Origin of the sequence: Teredinibacter purpureus (genome assembly GCF_014217335.1) — a bacterium.
In the GTDB taxonomy this organism is placed as follows: Bacteria; Pseudomonadota; Gammaproteobacteria; order Pseudomonadales; family Cellvibrionaceae; genus Teredinibacter; species Teredinibacter purpureus.
In genome coordinates this window covers 3,643,863-3,658,096 of record NZ_CP060092.1, presented here as the reverse complement: position 1 = coordinate 3,658,096, position 14,234 = coordinate 3,643,863, and the positions used below count along the sequence as shown (strand labels likewise).

Sequence of the window (14,234 nt, the reverse complement as noted above, 5' to 3'; positions counted from 1 at the left end):
TTTTACTATTTGTTAATAAATTTGTATTGATGCGTTACAACGCAGAGAAAATCGCGTTAAAATGCGCGGCACGTGTAAGCCGGAACATTAAATTCTGCTGTTGTATTGCGTTTGTTACGGCTTGAATAGTTCATTTAAGGCTTCACTGAAAGGTTATCATTAGGAGTTAATTAAGATTATGAGTAGCAGCATTGAAGAACGCGTAAAAAAAATTGTCGCGGAACAACTTGGCGTTAAAGAAGAAGAAGTGAAAAACGAAGCATCTTTCGTCGAAGATCTGGGTGCTGATTCCCTAGATACCGTTGAGCTTGTTATGGCTCTCGAAGAGGAGTTTGAAACTGAAATTCCTGACGAGGAAGCGGAGAAGATCACCACTGTTCAGTTGGCGATAAATTACATCAACGAAAACTTGGCTTAATTAGCCTGTCTTCGATTGACCCTATACACAAAAGCCGTATCTATCTTGCATAGTACGGCTTTTGTTGTTTCTGGTACTTTTATTTTTGAGTGAGAGGCGGCCCATAGTGTTGGGTTAACCGTGTAAGAATTTGGAGGAATATGTGAGTCGCAAAAGAGTTGTCGTTACCGGTTTGGGTATGGTTACTTCGGTTGGTCACAATGTAGATGAAACTTGGCAGGCAATACTGGCGGGTACGAGTGGCATAAGGCCTATTACTTCATTTGATGTTTCAGCGTTCTCAACACAAATTAGTGGCTCTGTTAAAGATTTGGATCTTTCGCCCTATATGGATGCGAAAGAAGCACGAAAACAAGATCCATTTATCCGCTTTGGTATGGTGGCTGGTATTCAGGCCGTGGAAGATTCCGGTATTATCGTGACGGATGAAAACGCGTCCCGCATTGGCTGTGTAATTGGTTCTGGGATAGGCGGTTTAGGTTCAATTGAAGAAACGGCTTTGATAATCAAAGAGCGTGGGCCGCGTCGTGTGTCTCCGTTTTTTGTTCCGGGTGCCATTATCAATATGATCGCGGGTAATCTATCGATTCGCTATGGGTTTAAAGGATTGAATTTAGCCGTAACGACGGCCTGTACAACCGGTACTCATAGTATTGGTCTTGCGGCCCGCGAAATCATGTACGGAAGTGCGGATGTTATGGTGGCGGGTGGCTCTGAAATGGCCACAACGTCTGTTGGTATTGGTGGCTTTGGAGCTGCTCGAGCATTATCGAAGCGCAACGATGATCCTCAACGTGCGAGTCGCCCATGGGACCGAGGTCGAGATGGCTTTGTGTTGGGTGATGGAGCAGGAATGTTAGTGCTTGAAGAATACGAGCACGCAAAAAAACGTGGTGCAAAAATTTACGCTGAGCTATGTGGCTTTGGTACAAGTGGTGATGCTTTTCATATTACCTCTCCCTCCGGTGAAGGCGCTGAACTTTCAATGCGTAACGCGTTAAATGACGCGGGTGTAAACCCCGATGCTGTCGATTATATTAATGCCCATGGCACGTCAACTCCTGCTGGAGATGCCGCGGAGTGTGGAGCAGTAAAAGGCGTATTTGGTTCTCATGCGCATTCACTTGCCGTTAGTTCAACGAAGTCGATGATAGGCCACTTGTTAGGTGCTGCAGGTGCAGTTGAGGCTATTTTTTGCATCTTGTCGATACGAGATCAAATTGCGCCACCCACTATCAATCTAGATGACCCTGACGAAGGGTGTGATTTGAATTTCGTGCCGCATACGGCTCAGGAAATGAAAATAGACACTGCAGTGAGTAATTCATTTGGCTTTGGTGGGACAAATGGCACGCTGCTGTTTAAAAAACTATAAATTATTAACACGGTGAGTAATAGTTCTGTGGCAAGCGTTATTTTATTGAACGGTAAGTTAGTGGATGACGCTTGTATTTCGGTCTCCAGTAGAGCGTTTCAGTATGGCGATGGAGTATTTGAAACCATTCGCGTTGTTCTCGGTAAAACGCCACTGTTAGCCCGTCATATAGATCGTCTCGTGGCCGCAGCTTCTAAATTAAATCTTGTATTTGATGAACATCAGTTCATGTTACACATGGCACAGCTCAAAGAGCTGTGGGGTGAAAATGAGCCTGTTAATGGAACGTTAAAAATTGTTTTGTCGCGAGCAACCGGTGGTCGTGGCTGCTATACCCATAATATAACGCGAACGGAAACGCTCATTCATTTCAGTCAAAATACTGATCTTGAGGGCTGGATGCAGCCTGCAGTCCAGCTTAAAGTTGCCGAGGGTCGGTTGACTTGTAATGCCTCATTGGCAGAATTAAAGCATCTCAATCGGTTAGACTATATTGTTGCGGCTGGTAATTGCGTTGTAAATCACAATGAAGAGCTTTTGTTTTTGAATACTGCTGATCATGTTGTTGAATGTATGCACCACAATGTTTTTTGGCTGAAAGATGGCGGTCTCTATACTGCAAGTGTTTCAACGTCGGGCGTTGCGGGTGTTATGCGGAATTTAATCATCACTTTTTGCGAGGAGCAGTTAGGTACCTCAGTACAAGTAGGTGAGTATTCCCTTTCTGAATTGATCGATGCGGATGAAATATTTCTTACTAATGCTTTGAGGGGCGTTGTGCCCGTGGCTATGTTGGAATCTTCTCACTATATTGATTTTTCTTTTGCACAGATGGTAGCCGAGTGTCTTCCTTATGGCACGTTGCCTGAGTAATCATTTTTTAAATGGGTGGAGTTGGGTGCTGAAGAGGTGTGCAGTGTACGTAAGTAGGTTTGGCCGTATTCATAAAGCGAGAATAGCGAGTGGAAGCTAGAATTATGGATGTTAGCCCTATACGAGTTGTTTTGGCCTTGGCGTTGTGGGTTTTGCTCATGATGGGGGCTTCTAGTTATTATGTATGGAATTGGCTACGTACGCCGCAGAATATTGTACTGCAGGACAACGTCTATATTATTGAGCGCGGTTCAACGCTACATGGCGTCGCTAAAGACTTAAATAAAAAAGGTTTAATTCGATGGCCTCGTCTTTGGGTGTTCTATGCTCAACTACAAAATCTATCTAAAATAAAGGCTGGGGAGTATCAGCTTGCTCAGCGAGAATCACCTCTGTCACTCTTGTCTCGTTTTCAAACGGGCGAGCTATTGCAGTACCACATTACGCTCGTTGAAGGGCGCACTCTGACCGATTTTATTACAACATTGCATCGTCATCAAAAATTGAGTAAGACGCTGGTTGATAAAAATTATGCGAAAATCGTAGCGGAACTTGGCTTGTCAATTGAGCATCCAGAAGGTTATTTTTTCCCTGATACGTATCAATTTGTTCGTGGTGACACCGATAAAGACATCTTGCTACGTGCTCATTTAAGAATGAACGAGGTGCTGCACCAGGAGTGGATAAACAGAGCTGAGGGGCTACCGTATAAAACGGCCTACGAAGCGTTAATCATGGCGTCGATAGTAGAAAAAGAAACCGGCGCGGTATTTGAACGTAAAGAAATAGCCGGTGTGTTTGTCCGTAGGCTCCAAAAAAATATGCGTTTGCAAACAGACCCAACGGTCATTTATGGAATGGGTGAGCTGTACGACGGAAACATTCGGAAAAAAGATTTAAGAACACCTACACCTTATAACACTTACACTATGCATGGTTTGCCGCCTACGCCAATTGCAATGCCGGGCAAAGAAGCGATAAGAGCAGCTTTGCATCCCGCTTCGGGAAATAACTTGTTTTTCGTCGCAAAGGGCGATGGCACCCACTATTTTTCAGCAACGTTAGATGAGCATGAAAACGCAGTTCAAAAATATCAGAAAAGTCGTAGAAGTAATTATCGTTCATCTCCCGTAGAGTTGAGACTAGAAGAATAAAAGGGTGTAACACATGGCGGTAGGTAAGTTTATTACGGTAGAGGGAACGGAAGGGGTTGGTAAATCAACCAATATCGCGTTTATTCAGTCGCACCTCGAAAAGCAAGGTATCGAGCTGGTTATTTCCAGAGAACCTGGAGGCACACCACTGGCCGAACAAATTAGAGGTTTGTTACTTGCAAAAAGATCTGAGCCATTTGATGCTACCGCTGAATTACTAATGGTTTTCGCCGCACGAGCTCAACACCTTAATACGATAATATTGCCGGCTCTAAATGCAGGAAAGTGGGTGTTGTGTGATAGATTTACCGATGCTACCTATGCCTATCAGGGGGCTGGTAGAGGGCTGTCCTTGGCGACAATTGCGACATTAGAGTCTCTTGTGCAGGGTGATTGGCAACCCGATTTAACCGTGTTATTGGATATTGATGTAGAGACTGGTTTGCAGCGTGCAACGGCTAGAGCCGCTTTAGATCGTTTTGAATCTGAGAAAATTGAGTTTTTTGAACGTGTGCGTGCGGGTTACAAGGCGCGGCTTAATGCGCGACCAGAAAAATTTATACTTATTGATGCCGGTAGACCACTGCGTGACGTTCAGGCGAATATCGCAATCCAATTATCGGGCGTGCTAGCGTCTTGGCGAGACAAGTACACCGTTAAAAATCAATAGTACCGTAAATTTTGTGTTAGAAATTGGGTTCACAAATAAGGTTTAGCGCCTTTTTACTGAGAGGCTGTTCGAATTCAAGTTGAGTGGCATGCAGTAGTAGTCTGCTTGATGCGGCAATGGTGTCTGGACAGCCGTAAAGTGGGTCACCAAGAATAACATGATGAATTTGTAGCATATGTACACGTAATTGATGGGACCGCCCGGTGTGCGGGTAGAGCGCTAAACGAGAACAGTTCTTCGCTGTATCGGTCGATAGAACATCAAAGTGTGTGAGAGATGGTTTACCGGTTAGCCAGTCAATTTTTTGTTTGGGCCTATTGTCCCAGTCGCAGATTAATTTAGAGCGTATTTCACCGCCTTTTACGGACATAATACCGTTTACAATGGCGGTATAGCGCTTTTTGATTTTTCGTTGTTCGAATATTTTTCCCATCGCGCGTTGAGCGTCATAGTGTTTAGCGAATATGACTAAGCCGGAGGTTCCCATATCAAGCCGGTGAACAACGCGAGCGTTTGGATATTCGCTTTTCAATTGGTCAAGCGCATTTTCCGGCGAAGAGAGACCTGGTACGGTTAGCAGCCCTGAGGGTTTGTTGATAACGATTAAATCATCATCTTGATACACAATTTCCATACGGTAAACATCAGCAAGCGAATTTGGCGCCGTATTCTAGCACGGGGATTTTCCGAAAAATGAGTAATATCAGCATGCCTCCCTTTCCTTGGCAGAATAGTGTCTGGCAGAGTTTTATTCGGCAGGTAGAGAATGGAGTATTGCCGCATGCATTGCTAGTTGGCGGGGGTGATGGCATTGGTGTAGAAAAGCTCGGCGCTGCTATGGCGCATTACCTTTTATGCCGCTCCCCTATGGAGGGTGTTGCGTGTGGCGGCTGTAAGGCGTGCTTACTTATCCGTGCGGGAAGCCATCCTGATTTGGTCGAAATTGAGGCTGAAGGGAAAGGCAAAGCGATTAAGGTGGATCAAATTCGATCGCTCACAGCGTTCGTATCCAAAACATCGCAGCAAGGCGGGCGTAAGCTAGTCATTATAAATCCCGCTGAATCGATGAATCTTAATGCGGCCAATAGTTTACTAAAGTGCTTAGAAGAGCCCGCCGGTGACACCGTACTAATATTGTTGAGTTTGGAGCCGAGCCGCTTGATGCCGACAATTCGCAGTCGTTGTAGCAAAGTATCCGTTTTGCCTCCAAGCAATGCAGACTCCATTGCTTGGTTGTCGGAATTAGGGGTTGAAGAGCCTCAAACCTTACTTGATGAGTGCGGGCAAGCGCCTTTGCTTGCGCTTGAGTGGTGGCATAATGATTACTTTCAGCAGCGAATTAAAATGTGCGAAAGTTTGGTGGCGTTAAGTGAGGGGGCTGTTTCTGTTGGCACGGTTGTGCAGAGCTGGTCATCCTATTCCGCGTTGGATGTCATTAATGCAACGCTTACATGGCTAGACCGATTGATTCGAGAGCGTGTCTCTAGCGATGGAAACGCTCAAAAGAGGGCGTCCGAGGTGTGGGCATCTTTACGCGATGCAACGGCGGCTATTCCAGAGACACTTCTTTTTAGGTTCCGTGATGCGCTTTGTCAGCGAAAAGCGCACATTCAAAGGAACAGTAACTTAAACTCAACACTGATTTTGGAAGAGCTGTTAATGGACTGGAAGGCAATGATTCGTCACTCTTCGCGGTTATTGCGGGTACCTACAGGTGATTGATGCCGTAATTGGCGTATTAAGGTAGGATTGGAAACCGAAAACGGCGTTACACGGGATGACCTTCGTGCTTGTGTCCGCTATTCTTAAAATTGCTAATAATGTCGATACACGAGTTAACTCTTTATGAAAGGATTAGGTGGCGCGGCCCGAAACGGGATACTTTCTCTAACCATTCGAGATAAGGCTGTTTTATATGCAGCGTATATGCCGTTTGTGGAGAATGGTGGCTTGTTTATACCAACCAATAAATCGTATACCCTCGGTGACGAAGTGTTTATGCTTTTAAGCTTAATGGATGAGCCTGAGAAAATACCGGTAGCGGGAAAAGTAATATGGATTACACCGCGAGGTGCACAAGGTAATCGTGCAGCGGGTATTGGCGTTCAATTTAGTGGTGAAGATGATATTGCCAATCAGAAAATAGAAACTTATCTTGCCGGTTCGTTAGATTCGGATAGGCCCACTCATACTATGTAGTTTGATGGAGGTGTGCAGCCTCCATTCCATCGTCTCTTTTTTCGTATTACCTCTAGGCTTTCTCTCCTCTCCGATAATTTACAAATAAAAGGTGCAATTTCGTAATGCTGGTGGACTCTCATTGTCATCTCGACAGACTTAATCTTGATTTATACCCCGATGGTTTGGCCGGTGCGGTAGAAGCGGCTAAATCTAGGGGCGTTAAGCAAATGCTGTGTGTGTGTATCAGCGAAGAAAATAGACAGCAGGTTGTTGAGATCGCTCAACAATTTGATGGAATCTTTGCATCAGTTGGTATCCACCCTTCGGATGTTATGGCGTCAGCGGTAGACGTTGATACGCTTTGCGAATGGTCGAAGGCTGATAAGGTCGTTGCTTTAGGCGAAACAGGTTTAGACTATTACTACAGTGCAGAGAAAGCGGATATTCAAAAGCTGAGTTTTGTTAATCACTTGAAGGCGGGCGCTAAAACGCAGTTGCCCGTAATTATTCATACGCGTGATGCACGTGAGGATACGATTAGCTTAATGAAAGAGCACGCTTGTGGCGAAGCAGCCGGGGTTATGCATTGTTTTACGGAAAGCTGGGAAATGGCCGAGCAGGCATTAGACCTTAATTTTTATATCTCGATATCGGGAATTGTTACTTTTAAAAATGCTGAAGCATTGCGTGACGTCACTCGAAAAATACCTCTCGATAGACTGCTGGTGGAGACTGATTCCCCTTATCTTGCGCCTGTACCATTTCGAGGCAAGCCAAACGAGCCTAAATACGTGCGAGAAGTCGCTGAATATATTGCCGAATTACGAGGGATTTCTCTCGAGAAACTGGCCAGCATCACCAGTGAAAATTTCAATAATCTTTTTTTAAAAAATATAGGGTAGGGTGCAGTCATGCAGCAACAATTGATCACAATGCTTGAATTGCAGGAAGCGATGAACAGTAAAGTGAACTTGAACTGGCGTACGGAAAATTTTGAGTGGTACCGAGCTATTTGGGTTGAATGTGCGGAACTGATGGACCACTTTGGGTGGAAATGGTGGAAAAAGCAATCACCTGACGTTGATCAAGTAATATTGGAATTAATCGATATTTGGCATTTTGGTCTCAGTATTCGGTTGCTGACTGAGGAGCCTAGTGCTACTGGTTACCAGCGTATAGCAAGTGCTATTGAAGCAGAGCTTAATAGTGCAACAGCAGGACAAAACTTTCGTGAAGATTTAGAGGCGTTCACTTTGGCGACGCTTCAGACCCATAATTTTTGCGTAACTGAGTTTTGCGCACTTTTCGCGCCGGTCGACCTTAATTTCGAACAGCTATTCAACAGGTATGTTGGTAAAAACGTACTTAATATGTTCAGGCAAGATTTTGGCTACCAAGACGGTTCCTACCTCAAAGTATGGAATGGAAAAGAAGATAATGAGCACTTAGTTGAAATACTCGCGAATTTAGACCCAAAAAATCCCAATTTTGGTGCGGTTTTATATCAAAAACTACAGGAACGCTATCCATCATAGATGTAAGTGCTATAGAGCAATGACATTTAGATTTATGCCACTATAATGCGGTTCAAAATCAGTAATTTTTAATTAACGGAGATATATCGTGAAAGCACCCGTTCGAGTTGCCGTTACCGGCGCTGCAGGCCAAATTAGTTATTCATTGTTGTTTAGAATTGCAGCAGGAGAAATGCTAGGTAAAGACCAGCCTGTTATTTTACAGATGCTAGAAATTACACCAGCGCTGGAAGCCCTAAAAGGCGTGGCAATGGAATTGGATGATTGTGCATTCCCGCTATTGCACGGGATGGTCTGTACCGATGACGCAAATGTTGCGTTCAAAGATGCTGAATACGCTTTACTGGTTGGCGCGCGCCCTCGAGGCCCAGGTATGGAGCGTAAAGACTTATTGGAAGCGAATGCGGCCATTTTTTCTGTGCAAGGCAAAGCGATCAATGATCACGCTTCACGCGATATCAAAGTACTCGTTGTTGGTAATCCAGCGAATACCAATGCACTTATTGCTCAGCGTAACGCTCCAGATATTAACCCTCGTCAGTTTACGGCAATGATGCGTCTTGATCATAATCGCGCGATGACTGCCTTAGGTCAAAAATTAGGCGAATCGATTAACGATATTAGCAAAATGACAATATGGGGTAATCACTCCTCAACACAGTATCCTGATCTGTTCCATGCGCTTGTTAACAATGAAGTGGCTATCGATAAAGTCGAGAAAAGCTGGTACGAAGAAAGCTTCATTCCAACCGTACAGCAGCGTGGGGCAGCTATTATCAAGGCCCGTGGGGCGTCTAGCGCAGCTTCTGCAGCCAATGCAGCAATATTCCATATACGAGATTGGGCTCTAGGTACCACCGACGGTGATTGGGTGAGCATGGGCGTATACAGCGATGGAAGCTACGGCATTGAAGAAGGGTTAATCTATTCTTTCCCCTGTACGTGTGAAGGCGGCGATTGGAAAATTGTGCAAGGTTTGAGTATTGATGAGTTTTCACAAGCTCGCATGATTGCATCTGAGGATGAATTGAAAGAAGAACGTGATGCAGTAAAGTCCCTATTGCCAGCGTAATAAATAGCGTTAGCGAAGCGCGGTACTATACCGCGCTTTTTTTTGCTTAAAATTTACCATTTTATAATTGGAGTCTAGGCATGGCCTTTCCTAAAGTTGGCAACAAAGCACCTGCATTTTCGTTGAAAAATCAAAATGGCGAGACGATAAAGTTATCAGATTATGCGGGAAAGAATAATGTAGTACTCTATTTTTACCCGAAGGCAATGACGCCAGGTTGCACGACACAAGCTTGCGGTATTAGAGATACTCAATCTGAATTTAAAGCAATCGATACCGTGGTGTTTGCGGTTAGCCCTGATCCGGTGGAGCGATTAAAACGGTTCGAAGACAAGCAGGGCCTCAATTTTGATCTTTTGTCAGACGAGGATTTAACTATTGCAGAAAAGTATGGTGTTTGGGGGCTTAAAAAGTTTATGGGGCGAGAGTTTATGGGTATTTTGCGTACGACTTTTATAATAGGGAAGGATGGTCGCCTAGCCTATATTATGGATAAGGTCAAAACGAAAAGTCACCATGATGATGTAATATCTTACATTTCAGAAAACTTGATTTAGCACTTATAATGCGGATCGCCTCGCAACGGCAGAGAGATTGAGGGGGCGTCCAGCGCTCATATACTTAAATTTTCCTACGCGCTTGCACACAGCTTACGGCAGTAATTCTCGAGAGAGAGACTTCTGCTGGGCCGTAGAGACGTGATTATCTTTATTTAAGGGTTACATCTTCTGTATAGTTAACATGTTAATTTAAAGGGGGTGAGGCACTTTTCAAAAGCGATCACCATTAATCGCTGTACTAATTACGTTTATTTAAATGATTATTTAAATACGCTATACAATACAAACGTTTGTTTGTATGACCGGTGTTTTCTTGCAATTCAGAGTGCGCAGTATTCGCAATTAGGCCTAAACGGCCCTATAAACTCTAAATGCTAATTTATGACGCAAAAAGCAGCTAGCTGGCGCAATTAGATCTGGCTTATCGATATGTTAAGAAATAGTTTATACATAGTTTGGATGTGTAAATAAATCCAACGAAAATTGATTGGAATAGTGGTATTTTTTACAGTGGTATGAGGTTCGACGATTGCCTGAGCCGTAAGACGATGTATCAAAGCTTAGAAAATCTAACTATCAGTAGTTATTTTAATAACAAAAAATTATAAAGAAATTTAACAACACAATAGGGTGAGTGATTTGAAGCTTTTATCAAGCAGTAGTTTCCATCAGAGCCTGCCAGGGACGCCGCTCGACTTAAATCAATACGATATGAATACAGCTTCTGACGGAGTAACATTTTTATATCGAGTACTAGCGAATAGCCATAATGTAGAATCTTATAATCGAGCCGTGTGTTTATTTTTACAAGCTGGAATTAAGCGATTTAACGTAGAGATTGGTTTGGTTACGCGTCCCGTTTCCTCGCAGGTATACGAGGTTGTTGCGTGCGCGGGAAATGACGAAAATTTTTTCGTAGGCCAGCATTTATCGCTAAATGGTACTTTTTGTGAAGATGTAATAGCAAAAAATGAGACTTATATCTGTCCAAAAGTACCTGATCACCGTGTGGAATCCCTATCTATGGCGTATAATAATACGCAAGTAGATGCGTACTTGGGCACTGTAGTTAATTCTACTCATGCTGAGCAAGCGGTGTTGTGTTTTCTAAAAACACAAAGCTTAGGGGTTCGTGAGAATGCTGGAAATTATTCTAGTGAAGGATACAGTTCTGAGGATGCAGCTTTTTTAGAGCTATTGGCAGAAGGAGTGGCCTTTATGACCGACCAACAATTAGCGCAAGCCCAACGTAAACTCACCGATCAGGCGATGTTTGCCCTCGGATCTGTAAAAACTCTCGACGAATACTTGGAGCAGGCTCGGTTGCCTGAAGTGTTTGGCGTTCCCGCACGTGTGGTAGAGGTATTGGAGCGTCGAATAAGTAGGGCGCCTTTAAGTATTGGCCATATTGCGGAAGAATTAAACTTGTCAAAGAGGACCTTGCAGCGACGCTTGCAGCAGCAAGATGTTAGCTTCGCAGACCTGAGAGACCAAGTAAGATTCCATTACTCGATCGACTACTTGATTAAGCAGCATCTGAGCATCGATAGTATTTCGGCATCGTTGGATTTTTCTGATCGTACGAGTTTTACTAACGCCTTCAAGCGTTGGACTGGCTTGTCTCCTAGTACGTTTAGGAAGCTGTTCAGAGACTACGTATAGACGGTTCTCTAGGCCCTAAGCACTGTAGTAGAGTGGTTTTATACCCTAGAGACCTTATATCGATAAGAATACAGCCAATGCTGCCGTGTTCTTCCTGAATTAGGAGCCCCGCTTCATTACGACGGGGGGCTCCTTTATCTGTACTGCCTCTAACCTCCCTTGTGTCTCGGAGCAGGTTGCTCTTGACTATATGCCAACTTCTTGTAGAGTTACCCGCCTTCTTTCTTAATTCAATTGATGGTTTTTTAGCTCATCAATTATTCTATAAGCGTCAAATGAGGTTAATTTTTCCATGGGATTTTTTATTGCAGATGCCGTAGCGCAAACTGAGGGTGCAGCCGCGCCTAACGCAGGTTTTATGAATTTTGTGTTGCTGGGTGGCTTGTTCCTGTTTATGTACTTTGTGATTATTCGCCCACAGCGTAAGCGACAGAAGGAACATACGTCACTTGTCGAGAGTTTGGGTAAAGGTGATGAGGTAGTTTTAACCAGTGGTATGCTGGGTAAAATTATAGAAGTGGATGAGCATTACGTAACCATTAATGCCACCAATAATGTAGACCTTAAGTTTCAAAAAGTATCGGTTCACGCCGTTTTGCCGAAGGGCACGATTAAGTCTATCTAGTCTTGGCTGATCTTTTATCAGGGGCTGTCTATTCAATATTGCGCCGGCCCCTGATTTCTCTTGTTTGTTTCCCTCTTTACCTTCAATCACTTTCACGGTAGCTTTGTTCTCATGCTGCCCTATACCCCCCCTAGAGTCTCCTTGGCTCAACTGCCTACCCCATTTCGTCCGTTGGATCGTATTTCACGCGCTATCGGGGGGCCTCGTATCTGGATAAAGCAAGATGATCGTACAGGCTCGGCCGATACAGGTAACAAGTTACGTAAGTTGGAGTTCGTTGTGGCTCAAGCGCTGTCAGAGGGTTGTGACACGCTTATTACATGTGGGGGTGTGCAATCTAATCACTGTCGAACAACGGCGTTGGTCGCTGCTCGCATGGGTTTAAAGGCCCACCTAATATTGCGGGGGGATCCTAGCGCGAGTATCGATGGTAATTTGTTGCTCGATCATTTGGCAGGCGCTGAGGTATCGATATACGATGATAAAGCCTTCGTTGGTGGTATAGAGTCTATTTTTGAACACTGGCGAATGCATTATGAAGGGCTTGGGCGTAAGGCGTATATTATTCCTATGGGTGCGAGCGACGAAGTGGGTTTGTGGGGATATTTGAACGCTGCTCAGGAGTTGCTAGCGGATTTTGAGAATAGCAGCGTAAAGCCTGATGCCATAGTGGTGGCGACAGGCTCTGGCGGAACGCAAGCCGGGCTAACACTGGGGTTTCATTTGTGCCATTCAAATGTCCCTGTTTTTGGCGTAGCGGTGTGTGATTCTGAAGCCTATTTTTTGGAAAAAGTGAGGCTTGATGTTCGCCGATGGGGGAAACGCTGGGGAGCGCAATTTAATGCGTCTTTGATTTCCGAGCTGCCTGACAGTTTGAATGTTCACACGTTGGATGGGTATATCGGTCCTGGATATGCTCGTGGTTACAAGGCGCTTTATGAAACCATCCAGTGGCTTGCTAGAGAGGAGGGGGTGGTTCTCGACCCAGTTTATACTGGAAAAGCTTTTTATGGTTTGATTAACGAGATTAAACAGGGCGTTTTCCACTCTATGAAAAATATTGTATTTGTCCATACGGGTGGAGTCTTTGGGTTGTTTCCACACAAAGATGAGCTCTTGGGGATGTAAATCATCATAATGTAATGTCGGCGCGATGCTTTTATTGGTTTATAGAGCTGCACGGATGACTTAGGGTAGACCATATGACGGATAAACAATCAGAAAAGCTTGTAATAGCCATTTCCTCGAGGGCTTTATTCGATCTGGATGAAAGTCATCAAGTTTTTGAAAGTGAAGGGTTGGAAGCGTATTCGAAGTATCAAATTGCGCATGAAGATGTTGTGTTACCGCCAGGCGATGCTTTTCCAATGGTAGAAAAAATGCTGCGTATTAATGAGCAGTTAGAGGGCGCTCCTCGTGTAGAGGTTATTTTGCTTTCCCGTAATAGTGCCGATACGGGACTGCGTGTGTTCAATTCAATCAATCATTATGGTTTGAATATTACACGAGCAGCATTTACGGGGGGAGAAAGCCCTTATCGGTACATTGCGCCATTCAGTGGACATTTGTTTTTGTCTACAGACGCACAAGACGTACGCCATGCTATAGAGCACGGTGTTGCGGCCGCTACATTGTTAACATCGTCTAAAAAAACGTCGGGTTTGGAGCAGTTGAGGTTTGCTTTTGATGGTGATGCGGTGCTTTTTTCGGACGAGGCAGAGCAAGTCTATAAGCGGCAGGGTTTAGATGCGTTTGCGAAGAGTGAGCGAGAGGCGGCCAAAACGCCTTTGAGTGGAGGGCCTTTTAAGTTGTTCTTGGCTGCACTGCATAGTTTGCAGAATGAGTTTAAAGGCCGAGAGTGCCCTATTCGAACGGCACTTGTAACAGCGCGATCTGCGCCTGCTCACGAGCGGGTAATCCGTACATTGAGGGCGTGGAATATTCGAATCGACGAATCTTTGTTTTTAGGTGGGCTGAGTAAAGGCGAGTTTTTAAAGGCGTACGGGGCAGACGTTTTTTTTGACGATCAGCCTGCGCACTGCCAGTCTGCACGTGACCACGTGGCGACGGGGCATGTTCCGCATGGTATTGCCAATGATGTGGATTAGA

General features: G+C 44.6%; 16 protein-coding genes. 15 read left to right on the top strand and 1 reads right to left on the bottom strand.

Annotation, left to right across the window (positions count from 1 at the left end; translation table 11 throughout):
• Positions 1-178: 178 nt before the first annotated feature.
• The 5 genes from acpP to tmk all read left to right on the top strand — a co-directional run bounded on the left by acpP (position 179) and on the right by tmk (position 4,490).
• Positions 179-418, top strand: coding sequence for an acyl carrier protein (acpP, locus tag H5647_RS16110; protein ID WP_045860003.1), 240 nt, complete (start codon positions 179-181; stop codon positions 416-418).
• A 142-nt stretch (positions 419-560) separates the two neighbouring features.
• The gene (gene fabF / locus H5647_RS16105; protein ID WP_045860001.1) at positions 561-1,793 is read left to right on the top strand and encodes a beta-ketoacyl-ACP synthase II; all 1,233 of its coding nucleotides are present in this window, start codon (positions 561-563) and stop codon (positions 1,791-1,793) included.
• Positions 1,794-1,820: 27 nt separating this feature from the next.
• The gene (pabC, locus tag H5647_RS16100; protein WP_045860000.1) at positions 1,821-2,666 is read left to right on the top strand and encodes an aminodeoxychorismate lyase; all 846 of its coding nucleotides are present in this window, start codon (positions 1,821-1,823) and stop codon (positions 2,664-2,666) included.
• Positions 2,667-2,755: 89 nt separating this feature from the next.
• Positions 2,756-3,820, top strand: coding sequence for an endolytic transglycosylase MltG (gene mltG, locus H5647_RS16095; RefSeq protein ID WP_236074936.1), 1,065 nt, complete (start codon positions 2,756-2,758; stop codon positions 3,818-3,820).
• 13 nt (positions 3,821-3,833) lie between these two features.
• Complete coding sequence (tmk, locus tag H5647_RS16090) at positions 3,834-4,490, top strand: dTMP kinase (protein WP_045859995.1); 657 nt, start codon at positions 3,834-3,836, stop codon at positions 4,488-4,490.
• 16 nt (positions 4,491-4,506) lie between these two features.
• On the opposite strand, the gene H5647_RS16085 is transcribed toward tmk, so the two are convergent.
• A complete protein-coding gene (locus H5647_RS16085; protein ID WP_045859993.1) occupies positions 4,507-5,124 on the bottom strand; it encodes an RluA family pseudouridine synthase in 618 nt (205 codons plus the stop codon).
• Positions 5,125-5,183: 59 nt separating this feature from the next.
• Between H5647_RS16085 and H5647_RS16080 the strand changes: the two genes are divergently transcribed.
• The 10 genes from H5647_RS16080 (at position 5,184) to H5647_RS16035 (ending at position 14,233) form a co-directional block, all read left to right on the top strand.
• The gene (locus H5647_RS16080) at positions 5,184-6,212 is read left to right on the top strand and encodes a DNA polymerase III subunit delta' (protein ID WP_045859992.1); all 1,029 of its coding nucleotides are present in this window, start codon (positions 5,184-5,186) and stop codon (positions 6,210-6,212) included.
• Between the two features lie 123 nt (positions 6,213-6,335).
• Entirely contained in the window at positions 6,336-6,689 is a 354-nt protein-coding gene (locus H5647_RS16075; RefSeq protein WP_045859990.1) for a PilZ domain-containing protein, read from the top strand.
• Positions 6,690-6,793: 104 nt separating this feature from the next.
• Positions 6,794-7,573 carry a TatD family hydrolase gene (locus tag H5647_RS16070; protein WP_045859988.1) on the top strand — a complete coding sequence of 260 codons (780 nt, stop codon included), beginning with the start codon at positions 6,794-6,796 and terminating at the stop codon, positions 7,571-7,573.
• 9 nt (positions 7,574-7,582) lie between these two features.
• The gene (locus H5647_RS16065; RefSeq protein ID WP_045859987.1) at positions 7,583-8,206 is read left to right on the top strand and encodes a dUTP diphosphatase; all 624 of its coding nucleotides are present in this window, start codon (positions 7,583-7,585) and stop codon (positions 8,204-8,206) included.
• 88 nt (positions 8,207-8,294) lie between these two features.
• Positions 8,295-9,278 (top strand): malate dehydrogenase, encoded by a 984-nt coding sequence (locus H5647_RS16060; protein ID WP_045859985.1) that lies wholly within the window; start codon positions 8,295-8,297, stop codon positions 9,276-9,278.
• An 80-nt stretch (positions 9,279-9,358) separates the two neighbouring features.
• Positions 9,359-9,835 carry a thioredoxin-dependent thiol peroxidase gene (gene bcp / locus H5647_RS16055; protein WP_045859983.1) on the top strand — a complete coding sequence of 159 codons (477 nt, stop codon included), beginning with the start codon at positions 9,359-9,361 and terminating at the stop codon, positions 9,833-9,835.
• A 633-nt stretch (positions 9,836-10,468) separates the two neighbouring features.
• Positions 10,469-11,500 carry a helix-turn-helix domain-containing protein gene (locus tag H5647_RS16050; protein WP_121495384.1) on the top strand — a complete coding sequence of 344 codons (1,032 nt, stop codon included), beginning with the start codon at positions 10,469-10,471 and terminating at the stop codon, positions 11,498-11,500.
• 292 nt (positions 11,501-11,792) lie between these two features.
• Positions 11,793-12,125: a preprotein translocase subunit YajC gene (gene yajC, locus H5647_RS16045; RefSeq protein ID WP_045859982.1), complete on the top strand. Its 333-nt coding sequence runs from the start codon at positions 11,793-11,795 to the stop codon at positions 12,123-12,125.
• A 111-nt stretch (positions 12,126-12,236) separates the two neighbouring features.
• Positions 12,237-13,253, top strand: a complete 1,017-nt coding sequence (locus tag H5647_RS16040; RefSeq protein WP_045859980.1) for a D-cysteine desulfhydrase family protein — start codon at positions 12,237-12,239, stop codon at positions 13,251-13,253.
• Between the two features lie 74 nt (positions 13,254-13,327).
• Positions 13,328-14,233 carry a 5'-nucleotidase gene (locus tag H5647_RS16035; RefSeq protein WP_045859977.1) on the top strand — a complete coding sequence of 302 codons (906 nt, stop codon included), beginning with the start codon at positions 13,328-13,330 and terminating at the stop codon, positions 14,231-14,233.
• The last annotated feature ends 1 nt before the right edge of the window (position 14,234 follow it).

Coding starts and splice junctions, on each gene's coding strand:
- acpP (WP_045860003.1), top strand. CDS start 179: ATGAGTAGCAGCATTGAAGAACGCGTAAAAAAAATTGTCGCGGAACAA.
- tmk (WP_045859995.1), top strand. CDS start 3,834: ATGGCGGTAGGTAAGTTTATTACGGTAGAGGGAACGGAAGGGGTTGGT.
- H5647_RS16085 (WP_045859993.1), bottom strand. CDS start 5,124: ATGGAAATTGTGTATCAAGATGATGATTTAATCGTTATCAACAAACCC.
- H5647_RS16080 (WP_045859992.1), top strand. CDS start 5,184: ATGAGTAATATCAGCATGCCTCCCTTTCCTTGGCAGAATAGTGTCTGG.
- H5647_RS16075 (WP_045859990.1), top strand. CDS start 6,336: ATGAAAGGATTAGGTGGCGCGGCCCGAAACGGGATACTTTCTCTAACC.
- H5647_RS16070 (WP_045859988.1), top strand. CDS start 6,794: ATGCTGGTGGACTCTCATTGTCATCTCGACAGACTTAATCTTGATTTA.
- H5647_RS16065 (WP_045859987.1), top strand. CDS start 7,583: ATGCAGCAACAATTGATCACAATGCTTGAATTGCAGGAAGCGATGAAC.
- bcp (WP_045859983.1), top strand. CDS start 9,359: ATGGCCTTTCCTAAAGTTGGCAACAAAGCACCTGCATTTTCGTTGAAA.
- yajC (WP_045859982.1), top strand. CDS start 11,793: ATGGGATTTTTTATTGCAGATGCCGTAGCGCAAACTGAGGGTGCAGCC.
- H5647_RS16040 (WP_045859980.1), top strand. CDS start 12,237: ATGCTGCCCTATACCCCCCCTAGAGTCTCCTTGGCTCAACTGCCTACC.
- H5647_RS16035 (WP_045859977.1), top strand. CDS start 13,328: ATGACGGATAAACAATCAGAAAAGCTTGTAATAGCCATTTCCTCGAGG.